This window comes from Mesorhizobium sp. B2-1-8 (assembly GCF_006442545.2).
Taxonomy (GTDB): domain Bacteria; phylum Pseudomonadota; class Alphaproteobacteria; order Rhizobiales; family Rhizobiaceae; genus Mesorhizobium.
Genome location: NZ_CP083952.1, coordinates 6151629 through 6164430, shown reverse-complemented (window position 1 = coordinate 6164430; position 12802 = coordinate 6151629). Strand labels below are relative to the sequence as shown.

General features: G+C 63.2%; 8 protein-coding genes and 1 tRNA gene. 7 read left to right on the top strand and 2 right to left on the bottom strand.

Annotated features, from left to right (window positions below; translation table 11 throughout):
- From FJ970_RS30155 to FJ970_RS30145, 3 genes are read left to right on the top strand one after another with little or no spacing between them, the layout of a single operon-like run.
- Entirely contained in the window at positions 1–1143 is a 1143-nt protein-coding gene (locus FJ970_RS30155; protein WP_140758948.1) for an ABC transporter ATP-binding protein, read from the top strand.
- A gap of 9 nt (positions 1144–1152) precedes the next feature.
- Positions 1153–2121 (top strand): ABC transporter permease subunit, encoded by a 969-nt coding sequence (locus tag FJ970_RS30150; protein WP_140758949.1) that lies wholly within the window; start codon positions 1153–1155, stop codon positions 2119–2121.
- The gene (locus tag FJ970_RS30145) at positions 2118–2936 is read left to right on the top strand and encodes an ABC transporter permease (RefSeq protein ID WP_140758950.1); all 819 of its coding nucleotides are present in this window, start codon (positions 2118–2120) and stop codon (positions 2934–2936) included. Before FJ970_RS30150 ends, FJ970_RS30145 begins: the two co-directional genes overlap by 4 nt.
- Positions 2937–2960: 24 nt before the next feature.
- Here FJ970_RS30145 and FJ970_RS30140 read toward each other — a convergent pair whose 3' ends face one another.
- Positions 2961–4814: an AsmA-like C-terminal region-containing protein gene (locus FJ970_RS30140; RefSeq protein ID WP_140758951.1), complete on the bottom strand. Its 1854-nt coding sequence runs from the start codon at positions 4812–4814 to the stop codon at positions 2961–2963.
- A gap of 204 nt (positions 4815–5018) precedes the next feature.
- Here FJ970_RS30140 and FJ970_RS30135 point away from each other — a divergent pair, with 204 nt between their 5' ends.
- Entirely contained in the window at positions 5019–6977 is a 1959-nt protein-coding gene (locus tag FJ970_RS30135) for an acetoacetate--CoA ligase (RefSeq protein ID WP_140758952.1), read from the top strand.
- A 247-nt stretch (positions 6978–7224) separates the two neighbouring features.
- Here the strand turns inward: FJ970_RS30135 and FJ970_RS33740 are convergent, their stop codons facing one another.
- Positions 7225–11232, bottom strand: a complete 4008-nt coding sequence (locus FJ970_RS33740) for a PAS domain S-box protein (protein WP_140758953.1) — start codon at positions 11230–11232, stop codon at positions 7225–7227.
- A 248-nt stretch (positions 11233–11480) separates the two neighbouring features.
- On the opposite strand from FJ970_RS33740, the gene FJ970_RS30115 reads away from it, so the two are divergent.
- From FJ970_RS30115 to FJ970_RS30105, 3 genes are all read left to right on the top strand, one after another.
- Complete coding sequence (locus FJ970_RS30115) at positions 11481–11939, top strand: phasin (RefSeq protein WP_140758954.1); 459 nt, start codon at positions 11481–11483, stop codon at positions 11937–11939.
- A 350-nt stretch (positions 11940–12289) separates the two neighbouring features.
- Positions 12290–12366: transfer RNA gene (locus tag FJ970_RS30110), tRNA-His, on the top strand.
- A 40-nt stretch (positions 12367–12406) separates the two neighbouring features.
- On the top strand, positions 12407–12658 hold the full coding sequence (locus FJ970_RS30105) for a hypothetical protein (protein ID WP_181178617.1): 252 nt from the start codon (positions 12407–12409) through the stop codon (positions 12656–12658).
- Positions 12659–12802 lie beyond the last annotated feature (144 nt).

Sequence of the window (12802 nt, the reverse complement as noted above, 5' to 3'; positions counted from 1 at the left end):
ATGAAATCGCTTGGCAGCATCCGCAGGGACTTCGCGCCATGGAACGACCCGAACGCCAAGCCTTATATCCAGTTCGACAACGTCACCAAGAAGTTCGGTGACTTCACCGCCGTCAACAATCTGTCGCTGACCATTTTCGAGCGTGAATTCTTCGCCCTGCTTGGTGCCTCGGGTTGCGGAAAGTCGACGCTGCTCAGGATGCTTGCCGGCTTCGAGGAACCGACGGCCGGCCGCATCCTGCTCGATGGCCAGGATCTGCGCGGCATTCCGCCCTATCGCCGGCCGGTCAACATGATGTTCCAGTCCTATGCCTTGTTCCCGCATATGACGGTCGAGAACAACATCGCCTTTGGCCTCAAGCAGGAAGGCATGCCGAAGCCCGATATCGAAAAGCGCGTCGCCGAAATGCTGAAACTGGTCAAGCTCGAGCAGTTCGCCAAGCGCAAGCCGCACCAGCTCTCCGGCGGCCAGCGCCAGCGCGTCGCGCTTGCCCGCTCGGTCGCCAAGCGACCGAAAGTGCTTCTGCTGGACGAGCCGCTCGGCGCGCTCGACAAGAAGCTGCGCGAGGAAACCCAGTTCGAACTGATGGATCTGCAGCAGGAGCTTGGTCTCACCTTCGTCGTCGTCACCCATGACCAGGAAGAGGCGATGACGATGGCCGATCGCATCGCCATCATGGACAAGGGCGAGGTCATGCAGGTTGCGACGCCGCCGGAAGTCTACGAAGCCCCGACGTCGCGGTTCGTCGCCCATTTCGTCGGCAACGTGAACATGTTCGAGGGCAAGGTTGCCGAGCGGACCGACAAGACAACTCGCATCACCGGCGCGACCGGAGCCCAGATCGTCGTCGAAAATGGTGGCGCGAACGCAAAGGCCGATGCCAATATCGTCTTCGCCATCAGGCCGGAGAAGATCAAGGTCTCGTCGAAGAAGCCGGCCGACGCCGTCAACGCGCTGGAGGGCGAGGTTTACGACATCGCTTATCTCGGCGACATGACCGTCTATCACGTCAGGCTGGACGATGGGCAGATCGTGCGGGCAAGCGCCATGAACGCGGCCCGTGTGACCGAGGATCCGCTGACCTGGAACGACCGTGCCTGGGTGTCCTTCCGGCCCGACGCCGGCGTCGTGCTGGCGCGGTAAGGGGCGGTCATGTCCAATATCGCCGTCGCCGATGCCGCCGCGCCATCGACTGCCGCCAATCCGTTCCTGACGCGTTTGGGTGCCGGCTTCGTCAGCCGGCTCGTCATCATCGTTCCCTATCTCTGGCTGCTGTTCTTCTTTCTCGTCCCCTTCGTCATCGTCTTCAAGATCTCGCTGTCACAGACGGCTATCGCCATGCCGCCCTACACGCCGGTGCTCGATCTCAGGGACGGCGTTTCCGGCTTCTTCGCCGGCTTTCGCGACCTCAACTTCGACAATTATGTATGGCTGACGCAGGACGCTCTCTATTTCAAGGCGTACCTCACCAGCGTCGTCATCGCTGCCACTTCCACGGTGCTGACCTTGCTGGTTGGCTATCCCATCGCCTATGGCATGGCCCGCGCTCCGGCCACGATCCGCCCGACATTGCTGATGCTGGTCATCCTGCCGTTCTGGACGTCGTTCCTGATCCGCGTCTATGCCTGGATCGGTATCCTGAAGCCCGAGGGCCTGCTCAACCAGTTGCTCTTGTCGCTACACATCGTCAACCAGCCGCTGGTGATCCTCAACACCTACACGGCCATCTTCATCGGCATCGTCTATTCCTACCTGCCGTTCATGGTGCTGCCGCTTTACTCCTCGCTGGAAAAGATGGACTACTCGCTGATCGAGGCAGCCAAGGATCTCGGCTGTCCGCCGACCGCTGCCTTCTGGAAGATCACCTTTCCGCTGTCCCTGCCCGGCGTCATCGCCGGCTGCCTGCTTGTGTTCATCCCGGCGGTGGGCGAATTCGTCATTCCCGACCTGCTCGGCGGCTCGCAGACGCTGATGATCGGCAAGACGCTGTGGAACGAGTTCTTCGCCAATCGTGACTGGCCGGTGTCGTCGGCCGTTGCCGTCATCCTGCTGTTGCTGCTTATCGTACCGATCGTGTTGTTCCAGCATGCCCAGGCCCGCGCGCAGGAGCAGGACAAATGAACACCACCTGGAGCCGCTTCAACATCACCTCGATCACGCTCGGTTTTGCCTTTCTCTATTTGCCGATCGTGCTGCTCGTCGTCTTCTCCTTCAACGAGTCCAAGCTCGTCACCGTCTGGGGCGGCTTTTCCACCAAATGGTACGTATCGCTGTTCCACAATCAGGGCCTGATGGACGCCGCATGGGTGACCATCCGCGTCGGTCTGATTTCAGCGACGGTGGCCACGGTTCTCGGCACTATGGGAGCCCTGGCGCTGACCCGCTACACACGCTTCCGGGGCAGGGTCCTGTTCTCCGGCATGATCTTCGCACCATTGGTCATGCCTGATGTCATTACCGGCCTGTCGCTGCTCCTGCTGTTTGTCGCCATCGGCATGGATCGCGGCATGACGACCGTGATCCTCGCGCATATCACCTTCACGATGTGCTTTGTCGCGGTCGTCGTGCAGTCGCGGCTTGTTAGCTTCGATCGCTCGCTGGAAGAAGCCGCCATGGATCTTGGCGCGCCGCCGGTGAAGACCTTCTTCCAGATCACGCTGCCGGTCATTCTGCCGGCGATCGTGTCCGGCTGGATGCTGGCCTTCACGCTGTCACTGGACGACCTGGTCATCGCCAGCTTTGCTTCGGGTCCTGGCGCCACCACGCTGCCGATGAAGATCTACAGCCAGGTCCGTCTCGGCGTGACGCCGGAGATCAATGCCGCCTGCACCCTTCTGATCGCGATCGTCACGGTTGGCGTCGTCATCGCTTCGGTCGCCAACAAGCGGCGCGAGGTGCAGCGGCAGCTTGACGAGCGCGCCGCGCAGCGCGGGTAGGAGCTGCGCTTCGGGCGCAAGGCCTTATTCGCCCGAAACGCCGCGGCTTATCGGTGAAATGAACGGCGTGCTCCAGGTTCCGCCGACGAAAAACGACGACTGGTTAGGCCCCTGCTGGCCGCTCTTTTGCGTTGCCGGCTGATCCGACTGGATGACGCCGCCCGACAGCGCCAGTCCGCGTCCTGCGTAGGATGCGATGCCGGAAAGCCAGATCTTGTATTTCGCCGAATTGGCCTCGGCCTTGTCGAGTCTGGCCACGCCTCTCGAAATGGTTGCCTTCACTTCGGCCCCATCGATGGGCAGCGTCCCGTCCGAGACATCGTCGAGCGCGAAGAAGCCGCCCTGTTCGGTGTGCTTGAGAAAGGCAGGCAGGTTGAACTTGCTGAGCGCGCCAGGGCCGAAGGTCGCCGAGACCGAGCCGTCGGCGTTTTCAAAGATCGAATCCCAGGTCCTTCCCGGCCCCTTGAGGATGACCGAAACGGTGCCCGTGCCGACCGGCACCAGCCGGGTCATCCCGGCCGCGGTACCGAACGCGCCGCCATCGACATCGGAGGCCAGCAGCCGGATCTCGACCTGGGTGCCCTCGGGTTTGCGGTCGAAACGAAGGCTGGTCTGGATGTTGCCGCCAAAAGCCGAGGCGTCGGAGATGTCGAAGACGGAAAGACCGTCCTTGACCTGGGCGGTGGCCGCGACATCGGCAAGCTGGATGCTCCCCGCCGTGGCATGGGCCGCCGACAGCCTGAGATCGAGATTGACCCGGTCGGCGAAACTCGTATTGACCTGACCTGGCTCGCCGCTGCTCGCCGGTCCAAGCGACGTGAAGGCGGATAGGAACGACCTGAGGTCGAGCGTGTCGAAGGCAAGTGTGCCCGAGATCACCGGCTGCGTCTCGCCAAGAGACAGGTCCAGCGCGCCCATGCCCGGGTTGTTATCCAGCGCCAGCGCCGTGTTTTCGAATTTGACGCGTCCGGCCGACGCCGTCACCTTGCTCGAAATGCTGACCGAGCCGATCGCCGCGCTCGGCGCAATGCCGGCCTGTGACCATTCCAGCACGCGGCGCAGCGAGGGGGCCGCGAATTTCACCTGGCCGTCGAAATAGGCGTTTTCGGACATGTTGGCCGTGCCGTCGAACGAGAAGGTGGCGGGCGCTGCCTTGAAGGACAGGGTGAGCGGCGCCATGCCCCCGGCAAACAGCACCAGCGGTCTCGGCGAGGCGGCATCCACGGTCACGCTTTCGCCACGCCAGATCCCTGTCGCGGATAGCGTCGCATTGCTGTTCATCGCCGCCCATGTGGCCTGGCCGCTAAGACTGCTCAAGATCTCCATATCCTTGCCGTTGACGGACGCCACCATGCGGCCGTCCCTGAACTCCACAGTGCCGAAAGTGTCGGTCGGCAGCTTGTCCAGGTCGGGCTTGGCGGGGTCGGTCTTGACCAGGCCACGGGCCGCGTCGATGGAGCGCGCGATGCGCCCGCCGGTCGGCGCCGTGGGCAGGAACAGCCCGTCCGCCGTGCGCTGGACCCGGATCGTCGGCCTAATCAGCCGTGCCGTGGAAAACACCACATCGCCCTGCAATGCCGCCATGGCCGAGAGGTCGACCTCGACCCGTTCGGCTTCGACGACCGGCGGCGCATCGGCATCCGTCCACTTCGACAGCGTCACATCGGTCAGGATCGCGCGGAATTTCGGCCAGACCTCGATGCGCGGCGACCCCTCGATGGCCACCCGAAAGCCGCTCCAGGCGCTCAATTCCCAAGCGATGCGGTCACGCACGATCCGCGTCGAGGCGATCAGCGGCAGGGCCGCGACCACCAGGGCGATGACGATCGCGGCAACACCGATCGCCCATACTCCGCGGCGGATCAAGGATGATGGCATATAGCCCCGTATGCTTCCATTCCGATAAAAACGATCGTCCGACGGGTGTAACCCGTGTCGTCACTACGACTTAGGGCTGACGCATTTCAAGTCTTTATGGCCCGGCGATGGCATTTGCGCACACCTGGCTGAGTCGGCCCAACAAAATCTTGCTCTGCTGCGCTGCGATATGCATAAGCGATGACGACCGTGGGAGGATCGATCATGGCTGGCGAAGTACCGCTCTGGACCCCAACGCAAGACCAGATTGATGCCTCGCCCTTGACCGCCTTCATGAAGGCCGCGGCGGCGAGTACCGGCAGTCCATTCTCTTCCTACGCCGATCTTCACCGCTGGTCGGTCGAGAACCGGGAGGCGTTCTGGGATCTCGTCTGGGATTTCTGCGGTCTTGAAGGCGACAAGGGCGAACGACTGCTGCTCGATGGCGAGAAGATGCCCGGCGCCTCTTTCTTCCCGGACGCGTCGCTGAATTTCGCCGAAAACCTTCTGAAGAAAACCGGGGCCGGCGAGGCAATCGTTTTTCGTGGCGAGGACAAGGTCGAGAGGCGACTGTCGTGGAACCAACTGCATGGCCTGGTCTCGCGCCTGCAGCAGCTTTTCCTGTCGCTCGAGGTGAAGAAGGGTGACCGTATCGCGGCGATGATGCCGAACATGCCCGAAGCCGTCGCCGCCATGCTGGCCGCCGCCTCGATCGGGGCCGTCTGGTCATCCTGTTCTCCCGATTTCGGCGAGCAGGGCGTGCTCGACCGGTTCGGCCAGATCGAGCCCGTCATCTTCATCGCGCCGGACGGCTATTGGTACAATGGCAAGGCGATCGAGGTCGCCGACAAGGTCAAGGCGGTCGCGGCCAGGCTCGGCAGCGTCCGCAAGATCCTGCTCGTCGACTATCTCGGCACCTCCGCCGACGTGGCTGATACCATCGACAAGGCCGTGGCGATGGAGGAGGCGCTGTCGCCCCTCGCCGTCAAGCCCGTCACCTTCGAGCGGCTGCCGTTTTCGCATCCGCTCTACATCCTGTTTTCGTCCGGCACCACCGGCATTCCCAAATGCATCGTCCATTCGGCCGGCGGCACGCTGATCCAGCATGTCAAGGAACACCGGCTGCATGCCGGCCTCGGCGACGGCGACCGCTTCTTCTACTTCACCACCTGCGGCTGGATGATGTGGAACTGGCTGGTATCGGGTCTGGCCTCTGGCGCAACGCTGCTGCTCTACGATGGCTCTCCCTTCCACCCCGACGGCAACGTGCTGTTCGATTTCGCCGATGCCGAGAAGATGACCTTCTTCGGGACCTCGGCCAAGTTCATCGATTCCGTGCGCAAGGCCGGTCTCAAGCCGATCCGCAGCCATGATCTCTCGACGGTGCGCGCCATATCCTCCACCGGGTCGCCGCTTTCGCCCGAGGATTTCCGCTTCGTCTATGACGGGATCAAGAAAGACGTGCATCTGGCCTCGGTATCCGGCGGCACCGATATCGTTTCGTGCTTCGTGCTCGGCGTGCCGATCGAGCCGGTCTGGACCGGGGAGATCCAGGGGCCGGGCCTCGGCCTCGCCGTCGATGTCTGGGACGACGACGGCAAGCCGGTCAGGCGGGAGAAGGGCGAGCTGGTTTGCACCAAGGCCTTCCCGTCCATGCCGATCGGCTTCTGGAACGATCCCGACGGCAAGAAATACCAGGCGGCCTATTTCGAGCGTTTCGACAATGTCTGGTGCCATGGCGATTTCGCCGAATGGACCGATCATGGCGGCATTATCATCCACGGTCGTTCGGACGCGACGCTCAATCCAGGCGGCGTGCGCATCGGCACGGCGGAAATCTACAACCAGGTCGAGCAGATGCCCGAAATCCTGGAGGCGCTGTGCATCGGCCAGAATTTCGACAATGACGTGCGCGTCGTGCTGTTCGTGCGGCTGGCCGCGGGTGTCCAACTGGACGAGGACCTGGAAAAACGCATCCGCGCCAAGATACGCAGCGGCGCGAGCCCCCGCCATGTGCCGGCCAGGATCGTCGCCGTTTCGGACATTCCCCGTACCAAGTCGGGCAAGATCACCGAGCTTGCGGTGCGCGATGTCGTGCATGGTCGTGCCATCAAGAACAAGGAAGCGCTCGCCAACCCGGAAGCGCTGGAGTTGTTCCGCGACCTGCCGCAACTTGCGCAGTGACCGCAACCGGCATGGTTAACGAAATATGTCGCGCGAATTTACCTAGATTTCACGAGTGGTACACATTCGTAAATTTTTTGGCGACCCGGTAAGGACTTGTTAAGGCCCGGCGTCGATAGTCGCACGTAACTTGAGGGAGAAATCCCGTTCCTCAGCCCCCGGAGGATCTGAATTCAGCTCAAGCCCCCGTTGTGACAGCAATCCCATCTCTTAAGGCGTCCTCTGGGCGCCTTTTCTTTTCGGCTTGCTATTCCGCCAGCACCCGAGTCGACGGGAACGCGACCTCCACCAGCGTGCCCTCGCCGGGCGTCGAATTGATGCTGAAGCGGGCGCGGTTGGCTTCCACCATCGCCTTGGTCAGCGGCAGGCCAAGGCCGGTGCCGTCGCCGCGCCCGCGCTTCAGGGCGTTGATCTGCTTGAATGGCTTCAGCGCCTGCTCGATCTCGGACTGGCTCATGCCGATGCCGGTGTCGCGCACCCGCATGACGACGTCGCCCGAGGTCTCGTAGGCGGTCGAGACGATCACCTGGCCGCCGGCCTGGGTGTAGCGGACGGCGTTGGACAGGATGTTGAGCGCGATCTGGCGCACGCTGCGCAGGTCGGCCACCACTTCCGGCAGCCGCGAGGCGAAGCTGGAGCGGATGATGACGCGTTCGCGGTTGGCCTGCGGCTGCATCATCGCCACGGTTTCGGCCAGCGTATCGTTGAGCGACACCGCCTCATAGGCCATTTCCTGCTGGCCGGCCTCGATCTTCGAGATGTCCAGGAGATCGTTGACCAGGTCGAGCACGTGGTTGCCCGAGCGGTTGATGTCGCGCAGATAGTCGCGGTAGCGGTCATTGGCGACCGGCCCGAACTTCTCGTCGACCATCAGTTCGGAAAAGCCGATGATGGCGTTGAGCGGCGTGCGGATCTCATGGCTGATGCGGGCGAGGAAATCGGTCTTCTGCGAGGAAGCGCGTTCGGCCACGGCACGCGCCTGGGTGAGATCCTCCTCGGCCCGCTTCCACTGCGTGATATCGCGCACCACGGCGCAGAAGCCGCTGTCGTTGGGCAGCCGGCCGATGGTCATGAACAGCGGGATGAAGCGCCCTTGTGCTTCGCGGCCGATCACCTCGCGGCCATCATTCAAGACGCTCGCCACGCCAGGCTCCGACAGGCCGGTGAGATAGTCGCGCGCCGCGCGCTGGCTCTCGATGGCAAACAGCGAGGCGAACGGCTTGCCGGTCACCTCGTCGCTGTCGAAACCGAATAGCGCCTCGGCCGGGCGGCTGATCGAACGGATGGTGCCGTCGCTGCCGATCAGCACGACCCCGTCTGTGGCGGTGTCGATGATGGTGCGCATCTCGGCGATGCGTGCCTTGAGCTCGGAAATGTCGGGCTGCGTCGGCTCCTCGCCGATCGCGTGCAGGGCCACAGGCGCATCATCCTCGCCGGAACGGCGAACGACCAGCATCAGGCCCTTGCCATCGCGCCAGGGTACGGAGCGCAGGATGGCGTCGATCGGAAATTCCTGTCCGTCGCGCGTCTTCAGCCGCAGAGCCCGGTCGCTGCCGTCGGAGGCGCCGTCACCGGCATAAGGATCGGCAAACAAAGCGCCGAGGCCGCCAGCATCCTCCAAGCTCTCCAGCGTCCCGTACCCGGTCAGGTCGAGGAATTCCTCGTTGGCATAGTGCAACTGATCGCCCGAATGGATGATGAGCGGAACCGGCAGCTTGCCGAGAAGCGATGTATCCGGCGTCTTGTTTTCGTTGCCGACGGAAAAAGCCGACGGCATGAACCCTGCGGTTTTGAGTGGCGGCACTTGCAGGCGTGGTCGCTCGGCAATTGTTTCGGTCGCTTCATGCGTGCCGCCGGTTTCGCCGGTGGCCGCAGGCGCGCTTGATGCAGCCGCTTCCTCGCCGGCCCAATCCTCATTGTCCTCGGCGTCGCGAAAATCGTCTGACGTCATGCCGTCGTCATCGGCCGGCGGTGCCTTGGCAGGCCCTGCCTGCGCCGGCGCCTCGCCATCCCCGATTATCTCCTGCGCCTCGGGCGCCGGCGCCTCGTCGGTGCCGCCGGCGGCACGGGCAGGCTCGTGCTCTTTGCCGGCATAGTCGAGCAGGGAGCCCGAGGCCGACGGCTGCGGAGATTCGGAGGTCGGTGTCTGTTGTTCGACCTGATCCGGCTCCGCACCGTCGAGCCGCGCCAGATCCCTCTGATCCTCGGCATCGCCCGTGGAAGGTTCGCCCGCATCCGGCTCGTGTTCCGCATCGGGCGCTGGTATCTCATGCGCCGGGTCGGCCACCGGTTCCTGGGTCGACTCTGTTGGTTCCGCATCCGAGGTGGCGATGTCCGCCGGCGGCTTCGCATTGGTCGCCGGCTTGGTCGTGTCTTGCGGCTCCGACAAAGAGCCTGTCCCGGCATCTGGTTCCGCCTGCCTTGCCGGCTTTATTGCTTCAGCCTCCGGCGGCTCTGCCGTGGAACTTTCTTTCTTCAGACGCTCGCCGATCTCGCGGAACGCGCTGCGTTCCAGCGTCGACAGCCCCTTGTCATTGGCTGGTTGCCTGTGTTCGGCCAGCCGGATGACCTTGTCGGCGAACCGCCGCTCCGGTTTCGGTACGATGGCCAGCGCCGGCACTTCGCCCTTGAACGGATCCGATGGCTTTGGCTCTCCGGCCTCTGGTTCTTCAGGCACCGTCTCCACGGCTTCCGGTTTCGGTGCCGCCGGCCTCTCGCCATTGGGCACCAATGCCATGCCGATCGCCTCCGGATCGACGACCGCATCCCCGGTTCGCGCGACGCCGAAGCCGCGGGAGCCTTCGAAAGCGCGGCTGCGGCCATAGACAGGCAATGCCGCCAGGTCGACCGGGATCTTCAGGTCGGTGCCGACGACCGGCCACAGCACCGAGCGGCCGGACCAGGTGTCGCGCCGCTCCAGCAGGCCGGCGATCTCGCCGGACGCATCAAGGCCGAAGGTCGCCGCGACATCCCTAAAGCGTCGGCCGATCACGTCGGCGGCCGGATGGCCGACGACATCGGCGAATTCATGCGACAGCGCGCTGAACTTGCCCTCGGCGTCGGTACGCCAGACGAAACGCAGCGGTGCCGCCGAGCGGTCTATCGTCCGGGTGGCCGAAGCTGTAGTCGGGGCTGCCGGGGAGGGGACCTCGTCCTGCTTCACGCTGTCCACCGAAGCCTCGGTGCCAGCCTCGGTCGTGCTTTTGGGTTCCGGCGCGGCCGGCGCGTCGTCTTCTCCGGCATTGAAATACCAATGATCATGCTGTGCCGGCGTGCCCGCCGCCGGCTGGTCATTGTCGGCGGCGACCGGTGCCGGCGCGGTCGGCTCCTCGATCTCCCGCTTTGCCCGTTCAGGCATATCGTCAGCCACGGGCTCGGAAGGGGCGGGCTCCTGTTCGATCTCGGCAGCGGCCGGCAACCGTTCGATCGCCTCCGTCCGCGAAACATCTGTTGTCGGCTGATTGTCCTGCCGAGACCTGGATTCTGGCGCGGCGGTTTCCGCTGCCTCCGTTGTGGCGCCAGTCTCTTTGGCGGGGCCTTCCGTTGCCGCGGACGAGCCGTCCGCCGAAGCCGCCGCGGCAGATGCGCTGTCTTCGAATTGGTCCTCGTCGATCACCACCAGCAGATGCCGCTCCGGCGTCAATCGGGCGAGGCCCGCCGGGTAGGAGGTCCTGCCGCCCGGAACGAGGCGCTTGACGATGCGCTCGCCCTCGGCCGCGACGTCGGCCACCAGGGCCGCCAGTGTCGCGGGCTGGATGCCGAGCGCCGAAAATCCTTCCGAGGCGGCCTCGACATTGCCCTTGGCATCGACGAAGGCAATGAAATGGCCGTCTTCGGTTAAGCCGCTGATCGCCCGGCCGGCGATCTCGGCGGCACTGCGCGAACCGGTCTGCGCCGCAGGCACCGCCAGCATGATGGCGTTCTCGCCGTCGGGCAGCGTCACGGCACTGGCAAGAAAGCCGACGGCGCGGCTGGTCATGCCGGTCGCCAGGCGCACCGTGATCGAGCGATCGCCGCCGATCTGCGGGAAACCGCTGGTCGCCATGATCTGACGGCGCGCGATCAGCGGCAGCCGCGTCGACGCGCCGATGATCGCTTCGATATCGGGATAGCCGAACATGGCGGCTCCAGGCCCATTGGCCCAGACCACCTGCTCGAGGTCCACCGACAGGATCGCGATCGCGTCGCCGGCGGCAAACCGCTGGCGGACCGCGTCGAGCACGGCGACGTCGAGGAAGGAATATTCGGACGGCATGCGCTTGGCGGACCCTCACGGAGCGGCGAATTTGCAGTTAACGCTTTGTTAATAAAAGCCGCAGCCACGAAGGTCCACAAGCCAGAACGTGCAAAGGCTGAATTTTGGCCGTTTGGTTAACGGCCAAAAACATTTTTTTGTGCACTGCAACAAAGATATTGCAATGCACAAAATTTGCCTTTATATTGCCATCATACATGAACGAGACGGCTTTCTGTCAAAGCCGCTGCCGCTGAAAAGGATGGAAAATGTCCAGGACCAAGACTGCCGAGACGATCGAAAACGTTGAATTCCCGAGCTTCGACGCTTCCAAGGCCACCGACCAGATGCGCGCTTTCGCCGAAAAGGGCGTTGAGCAGTCGAAGGAGGCCTACGCCAAGCTCAAGACTGGTGCCGAGGAGACCCAGAAGGCCCTGGAGTCGACCTACGAAACAGCCAAGGCTGTTTCCAGCGATCTGTCGCTCAAGACCATCACGGCGCTGCGCGCCAACGCCGAGGCCGGCTTCTCGCATCTCGAAGCCCTGATCGGTGCCAAGTCGCTGTCGGAAGTTGTCGAACTGCAGACCGCCTTCCTGCGCAAGCGCGTCGAACTGAGCGTCGAGCAGGCCAAGGACTTCCAGGCTGTTGCCTCCAAGGCGGCCGAGGATGTCTCGAAGCCGATCAAGACCGCCTTCGAAAAGGCGATCAAGGAAATCAAGGCCGCCTAATAAATGCGCATCGTCCGCGGATGCAGCAAAAGGTCGCATTTTGTCGGACAAATAGATGTGAGATAGTGACGGTTAATTGAATACCCGGCGGGTGGAACCTCCTCCCTCCACCTCCGGGGTGACCAGCCAGCACCTCCTCCCGCTGGCTCGTAACAGGAAAAGGCCGGCACCTCCTCCCGCCGGCCTTTTTCTTTGCCCGGCGATGGGTGCACCGCTGTGGGGAAGTGGCCTTTGCTTTGCAAAAGCCTTGAATTAGAATTCATAAGCCCGTAAGGACGCATCGCCGAACGACAGAGCGGATCGCGGAGAATGAACCTTCCACCTCGATCCTGCTACTAACGTTAAGACGTGCCGTTGTAGCTCAGATGGTTAGAGCGCCGGATTGTGGATCCGGAGGTCGCTGGTTCGATCCCAGCCAACGGTACCATCGGATTTCCCTCGTAAGTATCTGACTTCGCAGCAAGCCGATGAGCAAGATCACGCGCGAGGACGCGCTGAAGGTTCATAAATACTGGCTCGACCGGGTGGCGTCGGACGAGGGTCCCAGCGATCGCTCAGCCTCGACTGGCAACCGCAACATGGGCAACCTGCGATCACTCTACGGCGATTATTTTCGCCACTTGGGATTCCCCGAGCAGAAGAACCCATTTGCCGATCTCTCTTTCAGCGACAAATCGAAGCGCAGTCGCCCGCCGACGCGTGTTGCCAAGGCGGCGTGATATCGATAACATGCGGGCGGCAGTCCGATTATCAAGGGGGGGGGCATGAACTGGGGTGGACGTCAGATCAAGCTGCTGCGTTGGCGCGCTGCACTCGTGCCTGTGGCAGCGTGCGGACTAGTACTACTGATCCATGGGACGATC

Coding starts and splice junctions, on each gene's coding strand:
- FJ970_RS30155 (WP_140758948.1), top strand. CDS start 1: ATGAAATCGCTTGGCAGCATCCGCAGGGACTTCGCGCCATGGAACGAC.
- FJ970_RS30150 (WP_140758949.1), top strand. CDS start 1,153: ATGTCCAATATCGCCGTCGCCGATGCCGCCGCGCCATCGACTGCCGCC.
- FJ970_RS30145 (WP_140758950.1), top strand. CDS start 2,118: ATGAACACCACCTGGAGCCGCTTCAACATCACCTCGATCACGCTCGGT.
- FJ970_RS30140 (WP_140758951.1), bottom strand. CDS start 4,814: ATGCCATCATCCTTGATCCGCCGCGGAGTATGGGCGATCGGTGTTGCC.
- FJ970_RS30135 (WP_140758952.1), top strand. CDS start 5,019: ATGGCTGGCGAAGTACCGCTCTGGACCCCAACGCAAGACCAGATTGAT.
- FJ970_RS33740 (WP_140758953.1), bottom strand. CDS start 11,232: ATGCCGTCCGAATATTCCTTCCTCGACGTCGCCGTGCTCGACGCGGTC.
- FJ970_RS30115 (WP_140758954.1), top strand. CDS start 11,481: ATGTCCAGGACCAAGACTGCCGAGACGATCGAAAACGTTGAATTCCCG.
- FJ970_RS30105 (WP_181178617.1), top strand. CDS start 12,407: ATGAGCAAGATCACGCGCGAGGACGCGCTGAAGGTTCATAAATACTGG.